Raw genomic sequence first — 14,780 nt, forward strand, 5'->3', positions numbered from 1 at the left:
GCTCAACACAATCCACATCCACGAGAGGACCAATCATGACCAACCCGAGCATTCCCAACTTCTCCCGACGCGGCTTTCTCAAGGCCACCGGCGCAGCTGCCGGCCTGGCCCTCGTCCCCGGTTTGGCGGCCTGCGCCGAGTCGAAAACCCAGACCGGCACAGGTGGCGCCGCCGGGACATTGAAGTTCTGGGACATGCCATGGTCCACCGGGACGTACGACAAGGCCTCGCAGGCGCTGGTCGCCGCCTACAAGCCGGCGAAGGGACTGCCGGGCGCGGCGTTGCAACGAATCCAGTGGAACAACTTCACCACCACCTTCTCCTCGGCGCTGGCATCCAAGACCGGTCCCGCGGCTAGTTCCGGCGGCGGGTTCCAGGCCTTCCAGTTCGCCGACCAGGGCTACATCGCCATGGCCGACAACCTCATCTCGACGTGGGAGAAGGAAGGCTTCAAGAAGGACTTCCTCCCCGGCACGATCGAGGCGATGAAGACCGACAAGGGCTACGTCGGCGTCCCTTGGCAGTCCGACTACCGGGTGTGGTGGTACCGCAAGTCCCTGTTCGACGACGCCGGCGCGACGATCCCCACAACATGGGATGAGCTGATGACCGCCGGGGCCGCACTGAAGAAGAAGGGCTACTTCGGTTTCGGTTTGGGGGCGGGAGCAGGCAACAGCTTCGGTGTCCAGGGAATCGTCATGATGATGATCAACAACGGCGGCGGCATCTTCTCGCCCGACGGCAAGCTCGACCTGCTCAACGAGCGCAACGTCGAGGCCATCGACTTCGTCGTCGAGCTGGTCAAGGCCGGCATCAGCGACCGCGCCTCAGTCAGCTATTCGGCGGACAATCTCCTTGCCCAGTGGAAGAACAAGAAGAACGCGTTCGGCATTCACACTGCCGGCCTCAACGAGTCGATCGGAGACACCACCGGAGACTTGGTGGTTGCCAGCCCGTTGACAGGTCCGCACGGCGACAAGGCAATCCTGGCGTACGTCAACAGCATCATGATGTACACCAACACCCCGTCCCAGCAGGCGACGGAGGCGTTCGTGTCCTACTACATCAAGAACATGAAGTCTTACTGGCAGCAGGGCGTCATCAGCGCCCTCCCCGTTCTGCAGTCCATCGTCGACCTGCCCGAGTTCCAGAAGGACGAGGCCAAGGCGAAGGTGGTCAAGGAGTACCAGCCGGTTGCCAAGACCTTTGGCGCACGTTCGGACAAGCTGTTCGGCGCGATCGGCCAGGTCGACGGCAGCCAGCCGCTGAACCAGTTCGCGCAAGCGGTCCTCGGCGGGCGGGACGACGCCAAGTCGGCGCTGACGACCCTGCAGCAGGGCCTGTCCAGCATCGTGAAGTCGTGACATGACGTCCACGACCACGGCCGCGTCGACCCGGGAGAGGCGTGCCCCTGGGACGCCGGGCGGGCGACGGTTCAAGCCCGGTACGTGGACCATGTTCTTCCTGGCTCTGCCGTCCATCGTGCTGCTGCTGCTGATCCATGGGTGGCCGCTCATCCAGGCGTTCCGGCAGTCGCTGCACGATGGCACACTGATCAACCCGGGGCAGTTCGTGGGGCTGCAGAACTACATCGACAACCTGAACAGCCCCACGTTCTGGAAGGCCGCCGGATTCACCGTGGTCTTCACCGTGGTCGGGGTCTTCGGCAGCTGGGTCATCGGGCTTGCGCTGGCGCTGCTTCTGCGCACCCGCATACCGGCCGGTGGCATCTTCAAGGTGCTGCTGCTGCTGCCTTGGGTCGTGCCAATCGTCGTCTCCTCGACAGCGATCAACTGGCTGGTCGCTACCAGCTCCAGCCCAATTCCCACGCTGTTCGAGAACCTCGGCCTCGCCCCGCCGCTGTTCCTCGCCGATCCGACCTGGGCTCGGATTCTGGTCTGCGTGTTCAAGGTGTGGGTCAGCTTTCCGTTCATGATGTTGATGTCCAGCGCAGCCCTGGCGAGTGTCGACGAGACCGTCTACGAGGCGGCCCGCATGGACGGCGCGAGCAGTTCACAGCAGCTGCGCTGGATCACCTTGCCGATGATCGCCCGGTCCACGTACATCTCGTGGATCCTCATGACGATCTTCTGCGTCAACGACTTCCCGACCATCTTCTTGCTCACCGGCGGCGGCCCGATCGACGCCACCAACTCCCTGGTCGTCCTCGCCTACAGAACCGTCTTCCAGAACCAGCAGGTCGGCCTCGGAGTCGCGGTCGCGTTCATGATGACCGTCGTGCTGGTGTTCATCGCCACCCTCCTCTACCGGCAGATCCGAAAGGCAGCGATCTGATGGCTATCGTCCACCACACGGCCGAGATCGGTCAGGTCACCGAGAAGCAGCTGCTGACATCAAGGGACAAGGGCACCGGCGGTCAGTGGTGGCGCTTCGTTCTCGTCCTGCTCATCGTGGTCGTTGCTCTGGTACCCATTGCCGTCGTGCTGTTCCTGGCGTTTACCCCAACGGTGACCTCCACCAACAGCGGCGGGTTCACCCTCGAGAACTTCAGCAACGTCTTCGCCAACAGCGACGTCATTCTGTGGTTGCAGAACAGCCTGCTCGTCACTCTCGGCACGGTCGTGGTCTCGGTCGCTGTCGCGGCCCCGGCTGGCTACGTCCTCTCCCGGGGCCGCAGTAGGGCCGTCTCTGGGTACTCCCTCTTGTTGTTCGTCTTCCAGAGCCTGCCCGTGGTCACGTCGGTCATCCCCCTGTTCATCCTGTTTGCCAAACTCGGCCTGATCGACAACCTGTTCGGAGTCACGATCGTCTACGTCGCCTCCGCCATGGCGGTCGCGACCTGGATGATGGCCGCCTACATGGACTCGATCCCCATCTCACTCGAGGAAGCCGCCTGGATCGACGGCGCGTCACTCTTCCGCGGCTTCGCCCAGGTCGTGCTGCGCAACTCCCTGCCCGGCGTCCTGTCCACCGCCATCTTCACCTTCCTCGTCGCCTGGAACGACTACCTCGTGGCCATCGTGTTTCTGCGCTCAGCCGTCGCGTTCACGCTGCCCCTGGGCGTGCAGTCCTTCTTCCAGCAGAACACGACCGACTGGGGCGGAGTCATGGCCATCGCCGTCGTGATGATGATCCCGCCCGTCCTCATCTTCGTGCTGCTCAACAAGTACTTCAGCGTGGGAGGAATCGGCGGCTCACTCGCCGGCCAGTAGCCCGCCCACGCCCACCAGCACCGAAGCGTTACGGATAGGAGAACGCCATGACGCGACCCTTGACCCTGTTCACCGGCCAATGGGCGGACCTGCCGTTCGAGGAGGTATGCCGGCTGGCCTCCTCATGGGGGTACGACGGACTGGAGATCGCCTGCTCCGGAGACCACCTCGACGCCGAACGCGGTGCGGTCGACGACGCCTACATCGCCGAACGGCGGGAGACCCTCGACAGCTTTGGCCTACGCGTGTACGCGATCTCCGCGCACCTCCAAGGTCAGGCCGTCTGCGACGACCCGATTGACCAACGCCATCAAGGCATCTTGGCTCCTTCCGTCTGGGGTGACGGCGACCCAGAGGGAGTTCGTCGTCGCGCGGCCGAGGCGGTCAAGAACGCGGCACGCACAGCCGCGCGGCTGGGCGTTACCACCGTCGTCGGCTTCACCGGCTCGTCGATCTGGAAGTACGTCGCGATGTTCCCGCCGGCTTCCGCCGCCATGGTCGAGGCGGGCTACGTCGACTTCGCCGCGAGGTGGAACCCAATTCTCGACGTCTTCGACGAGGTCGGCGTCCGGTTCGCACACGAGGTCCACCCCTCCGAGATCGCCTACGACTACTACTCCACCCAGCTCGCCCTCGAGGCAGTCGGCCACCGACCCGCCTTCGGCCTCAACTGGGACCCCTCGCACATGGTGTGGCAGGGCATCGACCCGGTGAACTTCATCTGGGACTTCCGCGACCGGATCTACCACGTCGACTGCAAGGACACCAAGATGCGGACCCCTGACGGCCGCCGCGGCATCCTCGGGTCGCACCTGGCCTGGGCCGACCCCCGCCGCCGATGGGACTTCGTGTCGACCGGGCGCGGCGACGTGGACTGGGCCGACTGCTTCCGCATGCTCACGACCATCGGCTACGACGGACCCATCTCCGTCGAGTGGGAGGACGCCGGCATGGACCGGCTGCACGGCGCCGCCGAGGCAGTGATCTTCCTGCGCAGCCAGCTGTTCGAGGCGCCCGAGATGTCGTTTGACGCCGCCTTCTCCGCCGCCGCGGGGCTGACGTCATGAGTCGCCCCTTCGCCACGTCAGCCCCGCGTTCGGTCATCGTCGGTACCGGGTTCATGGGCGACGTCCATGCGCGGGCGGTGCGCGCTGCCGGCGGCACAGTAGCGGGGGTTGTCTCGCGCAACGCCGACCAGGCGGCCGCCGCGGCGGCACGGTTCGGCGCGGACTCCGCATACACCTCACTCGAGCGGGCACTGACCGACGGCAACGTCGACGTCGTCCACATCTGCACCCCCAACCACACCCATCTGGAACTGGCGCACGAAGTGATCGCCGCGGGCGTGCACGTCATCTGTGAGAAGCCATTGGCCACGAGCGCCTCGGACGCCGAGAGCCTCGAGGCGGCCGCAACCGCGGCTGGCGTGGTCCACGCGATCCCATTCGCGTACCGCTTCTACGGCTCGGTTCGCGAAGCCCGGGCACGTGTCCTCGCCTCCCCGAAGAGCAGCGTCCGGATCATCCACGGCAGCTACCTTCAAGACTGGTTGTCACGTCCCGACGACACGAACTGGCGGGTCGACCCCGCCCTCGGAGGACACTCACGAGCCTTCGGCGACATTGGCGTCCACTGGTGTGACCTGGTCGAGTTCGTGACCGGCCACCGCATCGCGCGGGTCAGTGCGCAACTGTTGGCGTTACCGCGAACAGGAGCCGGGGGATCGGGCACTGAAGACGCCGCAGTCATACAGTTCGTCACCGACCACGGGGCGATCGGTTCGAGCGTCATCAGCCAGATCTCACCCGGTCGCAAGAACCGGCTGTGGTTCTCCATCGACACCGCCGACGCCTCGTACCAGTTCGACCAGGAAGACCCCGACTCACTCTGGATCGGCGGACGGGGCCACAACGTGGAACTGCCACGCGCCGCGGAGGACCAAGTCATCGGCCCCCATTACGACCTGGTCCCCGCAGGGCACCCCCAGGGATACCAAGACTGCTTCACCAACTTCGTCAGAGACGTCCATCGGGCGATGCGCGGCGAGCAACCCGACGGCCTACCCACCTTCGCGGACGGGCTTCGCGCAGCCGCACTGATCGACGCCGTTCTGGAGTCAGCGCGCACCGGCGCCTGGGTCGAGCCGACGACGCCCCGGCAGAGGGTCGTCGGTGCCACTGCCTGGCGTTGATCTTCAGCCCCCATCAAGCCCAAAGGCCGTCCTCGGACGCCTTCGGAATGTCACATCCGTCAGTGCCGACCGGAAGCGAGTCAAGCCATGAAAGATCCAACCTTCTCCAGAAGCCGGAGCGCCCGCAGGCGCCGGGCGGCCCTTGCTGTCGCAGTCGGCATAGCCGCCACCGGCATCGCACCAGCCCTAGCCTCGGGGCCGCTGGCGCCAGCCGCGCAACCGGCGAAACACACCCCCCTTGGCGACGCGGCATACCAGCGACCCCTCGGAGTCATAGGCAGCGTCCCATGCAGCGTTCACGACTGGCAGCGGTGCGCCGGGGATGCCTCCGCACCCGACACCGTGCCCTTCGCCCTCGGCAACCCCATGGCGCAGCCCGGCCTTGGCATCCCGCTCGGTGGACTCGGAGCGGGCTCCTTCATGATCAACCAAGCTGGGACCTTCGGTCCCTGGAGTATGGGCGGAGCCACAAACTCCAACTACGAGAAGCGCATCCTTCCTCAGGCTGCCATCCACATCCGCGAACAGCAGCAAGGCCGAACCGCCTCGACGAGGACGCTCGCCGTCAACAGCTCCGAGTTCGGTTCCGTCCTTCCTGCCTGGTCGACCCTGGATGCTGGCAAGGGGACCTACAGCGCGCTCTACCCCTTCGGCCGTATTGACTACACCGACGCTGTGCCCTCCACCTCTGTGTCGACCACATTCTGGTCTCCCATCGTGGCCGGCAACGACGAGTCCTCGTCCCAACCGGTGGCCTACTTCGACGTGCAACTCACGAACAAGACGAGCAAGGCGACGAAGGTGTCGACGATGTTCACCTTCCCGAACGCTCCAACCCACGTGGCCAGCACTGTGCAGAACACTCCCAGCCCCGTGTCCAGTGTCCGCACGGGCTACACCAGCCACAAGACAGTCGATCACCGCAACAAGATCACCGGCATCACGCTGGGGGCCTCCAGCCCCGCCAACACCGCAGACTCGCAGAACAGCGAGTGGACCACCGCCGTTCGCAGTGAACCCGGACAGCGAGTCACCTACGCAACTTCCTGGGACGCCGACGGCGACGGCTCCGACGTCTACACCCCCTTCAAGGCAACCGGTCACCTCCCCAACGCTGCCCTCGACGACAGCAGCTCCGCCAGCGCCCTCGCAGTCGCGATGAACCTGCCTGCTCATCAGACGCAAACCGTCCACTTCGTCCTGGCCTGGGACTTCCCGCAAATCACTTTCGGTACTGCTGGCGACACAGTCTGGATGCGGCGCTACACCTCCTACTACGGAGCCCGTGAAGACGCACGAAACAACTACATCCCGGGCAGCTATGCCGGCAACCAGGGCTTCGCCATCGCGGCCCGGAACCTCGCCCGCGAAGACAAGGCAGCGAAAGCCGTGGCAGGCTGGTGGAAGCCGGTGGCATTCGACAACACGGTGTCGCCCGCAATCCGCATGGCCGCTCTGAACGAACTCGGACAGCTCCCGTTCAACGGCTCCTTCTGGGAATCCGGCCTCGTCTCCAGTCCACACCTGACCGGCGCACCCCGGATAGGCTCCGCGGTCCCTGGCACCCACCTGTTCCACACGGTCACGGGTGGCGGCTGGGCCGACGCCGGCGAGACCGACGTCGCAGGGCAGATGGCGATCGCCCTGCGCGAGTTGTTCCCCTCCACCGAAGCCGCCTGGGTACGCGCAACCTCCGAGATGGTCACCCAAGACCCGAACGGCCGAGTACCCGGCAGCCCGGGCTTCAACGGCCAGGTCGGCACCTACCTTTGGTGGCACCTGACCGCACCGTGGCTGCTTTGGGAGCACTCCACCAGTCCAGCCGTCCCCGAGACCACCTTCTTCGACCGTCCGGCTAAATACCTGATCCGCTCGTACGGCGCGTATCACAGCTCCGGCAACGACGCACTGTTGCGCGACATCTACCCTGCGATGCTCCGCGCCTGGACGCACGACGTCCAATCTCGCATACCGCAGGGCGACACGCTGCCCACGGAGCCGGCCGCCTTCGCCAGCACCTACGACATCATGGGGCAGTCCGGTGGAGTGCACGGTGTCTACAACTCCGGCCTGTACGTCTTGGCTGCAGACATCATGGCAGCCGCTACAAAGGACGCAAAGCGGCTCGGGATCCCCGCAGCCTCGACGGTGGATCTCGCCGCCCTCGACCACACGCGGGCCACTTCCCGTGCTGCGTATGAGGCGGCCTTCTGGACCGGGAGCTACTACAAGTTCACTGATGCAGGGGCCCGGTCCACGGATGCCTTCGTCGACGTGTTGTGGCCTCAGCACGTGGCAGAGCAGCTCGGCCTGCCGGACATCAATCCGCCTGCACATGTGGCCGCCCACCTGACCAACACCTTCGACCTCATGACGCAGCTGAAGGACTCCACGGGGCACATGCTCGGGGCGCCGAATCTCGTCCCATACGGTGGCAAGCCCTACCCGTTCCTGCTCAACCGGCCGCTGGAACTCGGGTTCCAGGCCGCGGAGGTGTGGACCGGGACGAACTTCGAGCTCGCCGGGACGCTCATCCGGGAAGGCCGACGGCTCGGACTACCCGACCTGGTCGCCGACGGCAACGAGCTCGCGGAGGGTCTGGTGCACCAGATCTACAGCCCCACTGCCGCCGCAGGTGGTGCATACGCCTTCAACACCCCCGAGGCGTGGAACGGCTACGACCCCACCACCTACCGGGCGGCCTACTACGTGCGAGCCCTAGCCGCCTGGGACACGTACGCATCGGCCCGACGCCAGTGACCGCGCAGACCTAACGCTCGTGCACCAGATGAGGACGCAGGGTCAGCCCGTGACCCTGCGTCCTCATCACGTGCGTAAGTCAGCGTCCGTCGACCCCTCTGATGCAGCGTGGTTCCTCCATCCTCGCCAGCCCCGAAAGGCCCACGCCATGCCTTGGTTTGACCTACCCGAGGACCAACTGCGCACGTACCGCACGACCACGGTTGAGCCTGAGGGACTCGACGCGTTTTGGGACGCCCGGATCGACGAGGCGCGGGCAGCGGCCCGGCCGACGACGATGACGCGTCACCGCCCCGAGGTCTATGGAGACCTGCCAGTCTGGGACGTCGAGTTCTCCGGCGCTCGCGGTGATCGCGTACGCGGCTGGTACCTGCGCCCAGCAGGGTCGGGCGACACCCAGCTGCCGCTGGTCATCACCTACATCGGCTACGGAGGTGGGCGCAGCGTCCCGAGCGACCACCTCGCGCTCGCTGCCGTCGGCTTCGCCAACCTCGTCATGGACACGCGTGGGCAAGGCGGTCGCTGGTCAACCGGAGCGACGCCGGACGGGACAGGGACCTTCGCGGAACGAGCCGAGGTCATGACGAGAGGCATCACCCACCCCGAGGACTACTACTACACCCGGCTCTATGTCGACGCCGTTCGTGCAGTCGAGGTCGCCGCTCAGCTACCCGGCGTAGATCCTGATCGCATCGGCGTCACCGGCAGCAGTCAAGGCGGAGCGCTCGCCCTTGCGGCGGCAGCCCTTCTGCCACCAGCAGTGCGGGTCTGCGCGGCAGACGTACCTTTCCTGTGCGACATCCAACGCGCGATCACACTCTCGGACGAGTACCCGTACGGCGAGATTTCCGACTTCCTCGCCATGCACTTCGACCTGGTCCAGGCCGCCCGCGACACGCTGCGTTACATAGACAACGCTCTACTCGCACGCCGCATCACGGCAGACACCACGATAGTTGTGGGCCTGATGGATCGAGTGTGCCCGCCATCAACCGTCTTCGCTGCCTATAACGCCATCACCGCGCGAAAGCGCATAGAGGTCAATCCATTCGGCGTGCACTCTCACAGCAGGCAGCACGACGAAAGCAAGGTTCAATTCCTCCGCGAGCGTCTGGTGGCACCCCAATGAGCGACCAGCCAGATGTCGCCCTTGGCATCGACATCGGGGGCACCGGAACCAAAGGCGGTTTGGTCGACATCTCATCAGGCTCCCTGGTTAGTCAGCGGTACCGGCTAGATACCCCACAACCAGCAACGCCGACCGACGTCTCCGACGTCGTTGCCGCCGTTGCCGCCCGCTTCGACTTCGCCGGCCCTGTAGGCGTCGCTTTCCCCGGCGTCGTCCTCGACGGCGTAGCTCACACCGCCGCCAACCTGGACGACAGCTGGATCGGTTCCTCCCTGCACCAGCTCATCGGTCTCCGGCTGGATGGACCATCGACCTATCTGAACGACGCCGACGCCGCCGGCCTCGCCGAAGCTCACTACGGCGCAGCCCGGGGCCAGCAAGGCGTCGTCGTTGTCGTCACCTTCGGCACCGGCATCGGTGTCGCCGTGATCAACAACGGCGAGCTGGTCGCCAACTCTGAACTCGGCCACATTGAGATCGACAACGTTGAGGCCGAACGCCGCGCGGCCGCGTCAGCCCGCGAACGCGACCAGCTGACCTGGGCCGAGTGGGGCGCTCGCGCCGACACCTATCTGAAGGCCCTGGAAAACCTCGTCTGGCCCAACCTGATCATCCTGGGCGGCGGCATCTCCAAGAACCCCGAAAAGTGGCTTCACCACCTCAACCCGCGAACCCCGGTCCGGCTCGCTCAGTCGACCAACAACGCCGGCATCATCGGTGCAGCCGACGCCGCCTGGATGCAGCACCGCGCCGAGGCCACGCAGCTGATCCAACACCGCGCCGGGCGCGCCATCCAACCCCCAGCAGAACCATCCCCGTCATGAGCGCGAGATCTTTGAGTGCGGGCTGGAACCCGCCGACCACCGCCTGGGCCGAGATCCGTGACCCCGGCCGACCAGACCCCGGCGGCGCGACTGCTCATAGGACTGCGTGTCGGGTCGCCCGCCCCCACCACATCGTGGCGGATTCCTGGGCCTTCGTGAATGGAGGGCAACCCTCATGACGGACGCCTCAGCCGCGCGCCGAAATTCCCGTGTGTCGAATGTCGAGGTTGAGGGCACCCATGCCAACGGGACTGCGGACCGAGGTGACGCTCCCAGGCCCCCGACCATCAAAGACGTCGCTCGCATGGCGGGGGTGAGTTTCGCGACGGTGTCCCGGGTTATGAATGCCGAACCGCATGTCCGCGAGGAGACCCGGCTGCGGGTGAAGCGCGCCGTCGCGCTGCTCGGCTACGAGAGGAACGAGGCAGCTGCCCAACTTCGTCGCGGCGCCGGGTCATAGGGCCGGCAACAGACTCGGAACCAGACAACGAACCCGCGTCGATGGCGGCGGTGTGCGACACCAATCGTGGGCGGAGCGCCTCATGCCCAGGGCATGACCTAAGGGTCCGGGTGTGGTCGAAAGTCGACGTCTGATGTCGAGTGTCTGTGGGGAAATCGCGGCGAAATTCGCTGGCGAGCCGAGAAGGTCCAGGCGAGCGGGCGGCATACGTCGGTCTGTAAATCCATCGCGAAAGCTTCGAAGGTTCGAATCCTTCACCTGCCACCACGTGCACAGAGGGCGCCTGACCCGCGGAAACGCGAGTCAGGTGCCCTCTGGCATTACCCGGCAGGGGTATGCCACGCAGGAAGATTCACGGCCACTTCGTCAGGCTTCTGACCTGCGGAAACGCTGCGCCGATTGGGCGCGCGGGGAATCCGCGGCCAAGTCCGGGGTCCGAAGGCCGCGACAGTGGGCCATGGTGGAACCTCCTGTTCTTCACGCAGGCGGGCGTTCTCTCCCTCCAGGGCGAGGACCACGCCGATCCCCGCCAGGTTGAGACCGGCCTCGAGCAGGTCCGCGATCCGGCGGAGGCGGTCCAGGTCGTTCGCGCTGTACCGGCGGGTGCCGCCACTGGTGCGCTCGGGTTCGAGCAGGCCGCGCGCCTCGTCGAGGCGCAGGTTCTGCACACCCATGCCGACCAGGTCGGCGGCTACGGAGATGCCGTACACGGCCCGGTCACTGTCGGGAGCGTTCAAGGTCACCGGGGCGCCTCGGACCTCGAGAATTCTTGGATTTGCCCCTTGCATCAGTATGCCCTTGGTGCTACATAAAACCTATAGCGAACGCCACAGATCCGCGACGGCTGTGGCGACGCTCGGAGCATCAGGCAACACGATGGAGGTGAAGACGATGCTGATGCGCACCGACCCTTTCCGTGAGCTGGACCGGCTCACCCAACAGGCTCTTGGCACGATGGCCCGGCCCTCGGCAATGCCGATGGACGCATGGCGCGACGGAGACGTGTTTCACGTCGAGTTCGACCTGCCAGGGGTCAGTCACGACTCGATCGACATCGACGTTGAGCGAAACGTGGTCACCGTCAGGGCCGAACGGCCGGCACGGGCCAGTGACGCAGAGCTGATCGCCGCGGAACGTCCCCGAGGGGTGTTCAGCCGGCAACTGGTCCTGGGGGACACCCTGGAGACTGAGCGCATCGAGGCCAGCTACGACGCCGGGGTGCTCACGTTGAAGATCCCGGTCGCCGAGCAGGCCAAGCCGCGCAAGATCGAGATCAGCAGCCGGAACGAAGGCCAGCAGGCCATCACCGCCTGACCCCTGGGGTGGTGAGGCTCATGCTCGCCGTTGTTGCTGCCCAGGCCGACGCCTCCGCCATGCAATCCGGCGCCGTGCGAGGCGTGGACGAGGAGTTCCTCGAGCTGATCTGCGCGGACGAGGAGCTGCTGCGGGCCGAGTTCGACGCAATCATCGACCAAGAATGGTCAAGCCGTCCCCCTCCGGCTGACCCACCGGCCGCGTCACCTGGACCCGGCCCTGGGCCGCGGCGGCATCGGCCGCCGGCCGGTGGCGCGGCGTCCCCGCGTCGACCACACCACCCCGGTGCCGACGGTTGGAGCCGGCAACGCTCGCCCCCGCGGCTCAGCCGCAACCATCAGCTGAGACCGAACGAAAAAGTTCGAAGAAGGTAGGTGATCGCCCGACACCCAGCACCCCACAGGATGAAGCATGCGAACAGACTCTCGCCGGGGCCGCGCTCGTGCCATCGCGCCTGACGCAGGCTGCGCGACGCCCACGCCTTGACGGCGTACCAGTTCGCGGCCCAGGCGAGGCCCATCAGCAACAACCTCACAATGGTGTCGCCAACCGTGCCACAGCGACGGGACCACCCATCAATGATCTGAACCTTCCGGCGTAGCCATGACCGTTGACCCCGCCGACCCCTACGCCGTTTTGGGCCTGACCCCGAAGGCCACCCAAGGCCAGATCCGGCGCGCGTACCTCACCCTCTTGCGCCGGCATCACCCCGACACCCGCGTGCGGGGCAACCCCGACGACAACGCAGCCTCAGACAGGACCCTGCAGCAGGTCATCGCGGCATACGCGCTCTTGGGCGACCCGGCCCGCCGAACCGGCCTCGACCACCCCATAGGCGCGCCCCAAACCACCAGCCCAACCCCGGTCCGCCCCCGAATGCCTATCCCACGCACCGCCCCTGACCAGCCACCCATCCAGGCCGGTCCGGTGCGTTGGCACGGTTCTCGCTCCTAGTCCGACCCCGTGGCCAAGGGCCTTGCCCAGACTTGGGAACATTCGATCCAACTCCGCAAACTCGGCACAAGTCGTTTCGACCTGGATAACAGGTCGAGCCTCCGGTGCGAGATGTCGTGCCGGGTGATGGTGACCATCAGCGGGAACTGCCCGTGGGCGGTCTGGAAGTCCCGGCTGTGACTCCTGTCCTCGCGGACCACGAGGACATGGTCTCCTAGCTCATGGCCCTTGCCGCCATGACCTCCAAGAAGCGGCCACTCAGGTCGGGTCCTCAGGAAGTGCCCATGGGCTTGAGGCGCTCATCGCGTGGAGATCCTGGGTGAGGGTGAGGATTTCGCTGGCTAGGACGAGCAGCGTCTCGTTCTGCTGCTCCTCCTCCTGGACCGTCCGCCAAGCCTCGTCCGCGATCACCTGCCGCTTCTCGTCGGCGCGGTTCTGGCTGATCATGACGAAGGTGGACAGGAAGATGGCCTCCAACGACACGATCATCGTCAGCAGTCCGAACGGGTAGTCCTCCGCGCCAAGGCCGACCCACAAGCTGAACCAGATGGCATGCAGGTAGACGAACTTCATCGAACCCGAGAACCGCGTGATCTGGTCCGCAACTCGGTTCTCCCGGCGCTTGCTGCGCTCCCGGAGATGCCGCAGCAATGCGGGGCTGGCCGGATCCGGAGGAATGGCCTTCACCTCTGCCCCTGGCTGCGTGTCTGGCGGCTTCCCGCGTGGGACGCGGGCGTCGCGGCATCGTCCCTTGGTCCTTCGCGGCGAGCGCTGGCGGGACTCGCCGCTCGGCTGGCGCTCACGCGGCTAGCCGGTCCGCCTGCTTGCCGACCCTGCGCAGCGTGAGGTCGGCAAACATCTCGTTCACCCCGCGACTGATGGCGCACCATCCGACCAAGGAGACCAGGGTGACCAGCGAGTGATCCCACGAACGGGCTGCCCACACTCCGAGCGCCAGCTCGACGACGCCGAGCAGCAGCCCGGTCCACCACCACGACAGCTTGGGGCCCGCCAGCGCGCTGACGAGGTGGATGGCGCCGAAGGCCATCAGGTACCAGACCACCATGGATGACACGACAAAGAGGGTGATCGCTGGCCAGACGAAGGTGGCGATGCCGGCAGCGACGCCCAACACCCCGCCGACGATCGACAGCCAGCGCATCGTGGGCACCCGACTGGCGGCGACGAGCTGAGTGACCCCGCCAAGGAGCAGGGTCACGCCAACCATGGTCGCTACCGCGACCAGGCTGCCCTCGCTGTAGGACAGCACGAACAGGCCGAACACGATCCAGAGTGCCCCCAGGGCCACCATCGACCACCCGGCTGCCGACGCAACGCGGGCGCCCGACCGAATCGTGTCGCGCAGCGGGTTCGGCGTTTTCAGGTCAAGAGTCATTGCGAATTTCCTTTCATGGTGCCGCGGGCAGGGCGGAGATGGTTCCTGCCCGCGGCGCGAGTGTGTGTGGAGACTGGGACTTCCGCGCACCAGTCCGATGGGCCGGACTGTCAGCTGGCCGCGGCCCTGACGAGCTTGTCCGCGTTGGCGCGGGCGTGGGTGGCGTCGAGGATGGCCAGCTGGGCGTTCTCGACAGACCACTCGGCGAAGTCGAGGGCTTCGGCCGCGTCGGCGTCTGCCCAGTCCGCGTCGTTCGCGGCGACCTTGGCGTCCATCTGGCGGGCCCGCTTGTCGATGTTCGCCTTGACGTCGTTGCGCTTGGCTGCGGCGTCTGCCTTCAGCTGTGCCCACTTCGCCCGAGCGCTGTCGGCTGCCTGCGAGGCGTCAGCGCGAACGCTCTGGACCGACTGGTCCAGGTCGGCCTGCGCCCGATGGATCCTGTCCTCGAGCTGAGCGTCGGACTCGGTTGCGGCTGTCTGCACCGCCGACTTGGCCGTCGTAACCCGCTGCTGGAGGTCCTCCATGCGTGCTGAGAAGTTCGTGTGTTGCGTCATGTGTTGTCACTTTCGTTGAGTCGAC

Annotated in this window: 15 protein-coding genes; 11 read left to right on the plus strand and 4 right to left on the minus strand. The window is 66.0% G+C overall.

Features of this window, described 5'->3' with window-relative positions; all coding sequences use genetic code 11:
- Positions 1-35: 35 nt before the first annotated feature.
- The 9 genes from AC1DS4_RS12485 to AC1DS4_RS12525 all read left to right on the plus strand — a co-directional run bounded on the left by AC1DS4_RS12485 (position 36) and on the right by AC1DS4_RS12525 (position 10,537).
- Positions 36-1,364 carry an ABC transporter substrate-binding protein gene (locus AC1DS4_RS12485; protein ID WP_477633382.1) on the plus strand — a complete coding sequence of 443 codons (1,329 nt, stop codon included), beginning with the start codon at positions 36-38 and terminating at the stop codon, positions 1,362-1,364.
- A gap of 1 nt (position 1,365) precedes the next feature.
- Entirely contained in the window at positions 1,366-2,295 is a 930-nt protein-coding gene (locus AC1DS4_RS12490) for a carbohydrate ABC transporter permease (RefSeq protein ID WP_477596974.1), read from the plus strand.
- Positions 2,292-3,173 (plus strand): carbohydrate ABC transporter permease, encoded by an 882-nt coding sequence (locus AC1DS4_RS12495; RefSeq protein WP_477633422.1) that lies wholly within the window; start codon positions 2,292-2,294, stop codon positions 3,171-3,173. The genes AC1DS4_RS12490 and AC1DS4_RS12495 overlap by 4 nt, the downstream gene beginning before the upstream one ends.
- Before the next feature lie 47 nt (positions 3,174-3,220).
- Positions 3,221-4,240: a sugar phosphate isomerase/epimerase family protein gene (locus tag AC1DS4_RS12500; protein ID WP_477633383.1), complete on the plus strand. Its 1,020-nt coding sequence runs from the start codon at positions 3,221-3,223 to the stop codon at positions 4,238-4,240.
- The gene (locus tag AC1DS4_RS12505) at positions 4,237-5,364 is read left to right on the plus strand and encodes a Gfo/Idh/MocA family protein (RefSeq protein WP_477633384.1); all 1,128 of its coding nucleotides are present in this window, start codon (positions 4,237-4,239) and stop codon (positions 5,362-5,364) included. The genes AC1DS4_RS12500 and AC1DS4_RS12505 overlap by 4 nt, the downstream gene beginning before the upstream one ends.
- 342 nt (positions 5,365-5,706) lie before the next feature.
- Positions 5,707-8,124: a GH116 family glycosyl-hydrolase gene (locus AC1DS4_RS12510; protein WP_477646047.1), complete on the plus strand. Its 2,418-nt coding sequence runs from the start codon at positions 5,707-5,709 to the stop codon at positions 8,122-8,124.
- Positions 8,125-8,272: 148 nt separating this feature from the next.
- Complete coding sequence (locus AC1DS4_RS12515) at positions 8,273-9,253, plus strand: acetylxylan esterase (RefSeq protein ID WP_477596978.1); 981 nt, start codon at positions 8,273-8,275, stop codon at positions 9,251-9,253.
- Complete coding sequence (gene ppgK / locus AC1DS4_RS12520) at positions 9,250-10,077, plus strand: polyphosphate--glucose phosphotransferase (protein WP_477633385.1); 828 nt, start codon at positions 9,250-9,252, stop codon at positions 10,075-10,077. The genes AC1DS4_RS12515 and ppgK overlap by 4 nt, the downstream gene beginning before the upstream one ends.
- Before the next feature lie 175 nt (positions 10,078-10,252).
- Positions 10,253-10,537, plus strand: a complete 285-nt coding sequence (locus AC1DS4_RS12525) for a LacI family DNA-binding transcriptional regulator (protein WP_477633386.1) — start codon at positions 10,253-10,255, stop codon at positions 10,535-10,537.
- Between the two features lie 320 nt (positions 10,538-10,857).
- Here AC1DS4_RS12525 and AC1DS4_RS12530 read toward each other — a convergent pair whose 3' ends face one another.
- Complete coding sequence (locus AC1DS4_RS12530) at positions 10,858-11,280, minus strand: MerR family transcriptional regulator (protein ID WP_477646048.1); 423 nt, start codon at positions 11,278-11,280, stop codon at positions 10,858-10,860.
- 148 nt (positions 11,281-11,428) lie between these two features.
- On the opposite strand from AC1DS4_RS12530, the gene AC1DS4_RS12535 reads away from it, so the two are divergent.
- Both AC1DS4_RS12535 and AC1DS4_RS12540 read left to right on the plus strand, forming a co-directional pair.
- Positions 11,429-11,851, plus strand: a complete 423-nt coding sequence (locus AC1DS4_RS12535) for an Hsp20/alpha crystallin family protein (protein WP_477633424.1) — start codon at positions 11,429-11,431, stop codon at positions 11,849-11,851.
- Between the two features lie 603 nt (positions 11,852-12,454).
- The gene (locus AC1DS4_RS12540) at positions 12,455-12,805 is read left to right on the plus strand and encodes a J domain-containing protein (RefSeq protein WP_477633388.1); all 351 of its coding nucleotides are present in this window, start codon (positions 12,455-12,457) and stop codon (positions 12,803-12,805) included.
- A 258-nt stretch (positions 12,806-13,063) separates the two neighbouring features.
- On the opposite strand, the gene AC1DS4_RS12545 is transcribed toward AC1DS4_RS12540, so the two are convergent.
- From AC1DS4_RS12545 to AC1DS4_RS12555, 3 genes are all read right to left on the minus strand, one after another.
- Positions 13,064-13,492, minus strand: coding sequence for a DUF1003 domain-containing protein (locus AC1DS4_RS12545; RefSeq protein ID WP_477633389.1), 429 nt, complete (start codon positions 13,490-13,492; stop codon positions 13,064-13,066).
- Between the two features lie 112 nt (positions 13,493-13,604).
- Entirely contained in the window at positions 13,605-14,201 is a 597-nt protein-coding gene (locus tag AC1DS4_RS12550; protein WP_477633390.1) for an HdeD family acid-resistance protein, read from the minus strand.
- A gap of 110 nt (positions 14,202-14,311) precedes the next feature.
- Positions 14,312-14,755, minus strand: a complete 444-nt coding sequence (locus tag AC1DS4_RS12555; RefSeq protein ID WP_477633391.1) for a hypothetical protein — start codon at positions 14,753-14,755, stop codon at positions 14,312-14,314.
- Between the last annotated feature and the right edge of the window lie 25 nt (positions 14,756-14,780).

Source organism: Pedococcus sp. P3_C7 (assembly GCF_056402615.1).

Excerpts from the sequence above, each read along its gene's own strand:
- AC1DS4_RS12485 (WP_477633382.1), top strand. The coding sequence starts at position 36 with ATGACCAACCCGAGCATTCCCAACTTCTCCCGACGCGGCTTTCTCAAG.
- AC1DS4_RS12490 (WP_477596974.1), top strand. The coding sequence starts at position 1,366 with ATGACGTCCACGACCACGGCCGCGTCGACCCGGGAGAGGCGTGCCCCT.
- AC1DS4_RS12500 (WP_477633383.1), top strand. The coding sequence starts at position 3,221 with ATGACGCGACCCTTGACCCTGTTCACCGGCCAATGGGCGGACCTGCCG.
- AC1DS4_RS12505 (WP_477633384.1), top strand. The coding sequence starts at position 4,237 with ATGAGTCGCCCCTTCGCCACGTCAGCCCCGCGTTCGGTCATCGTCGGT.
- AC1DS4_RS12515 (WP_477596978.1), top strand. The coding sequence starts at position 8,273 with ATGCCTTGGTTTGACCTACCCGAGGACCAACTGCGCACGTACCGCACG.
- ppgK (WP_477633385.1), top strand. The coding sequence starts at position 9,250 with ATGAGCGACCAGCCAGATGTCGCCCTTGGCATCGACATCGGGGGCACC.
- AC1DS4_RS12525 (WP_477633386.1), top strand. The coding sequence starts at position 10,253 with ATGACGGACGCCTCAGCCGCGCGCCGAAATTCCCGTGTGTCGAATGTC.
- AC1DS4_RS12535 (WP_477633424.1), top strand. The coding sequence starts at position 11,429 with ATGCTGATGCGCACCGACCCTTTCCGTGAGCTGGACCGGCTCACCCAA.
- AC1DS4_RS12540 (WP_477633388.1), top strand. The coding sequence starts at position 12,455 with ATGACCGTTGACCCCGCCGACCCCTACGCCGTTTTGGGCCTGACCCCG.
- AC1DS4_RS12550 (WP_477633390.1), bottom strand. The coding sequence starts at position 14,201 with ATGACTCTTGACCTGAAAACGCCGAACCCGCTGCGCGACACGATTCGG.
- AC1DS4_RS12555 (WP_477633391.1), bottom strand. The coding sequence starts at position 14,755 with ATGACGCAACACACGAACTTCTCAGCACGCATGGAGGACCTCCAGCAG.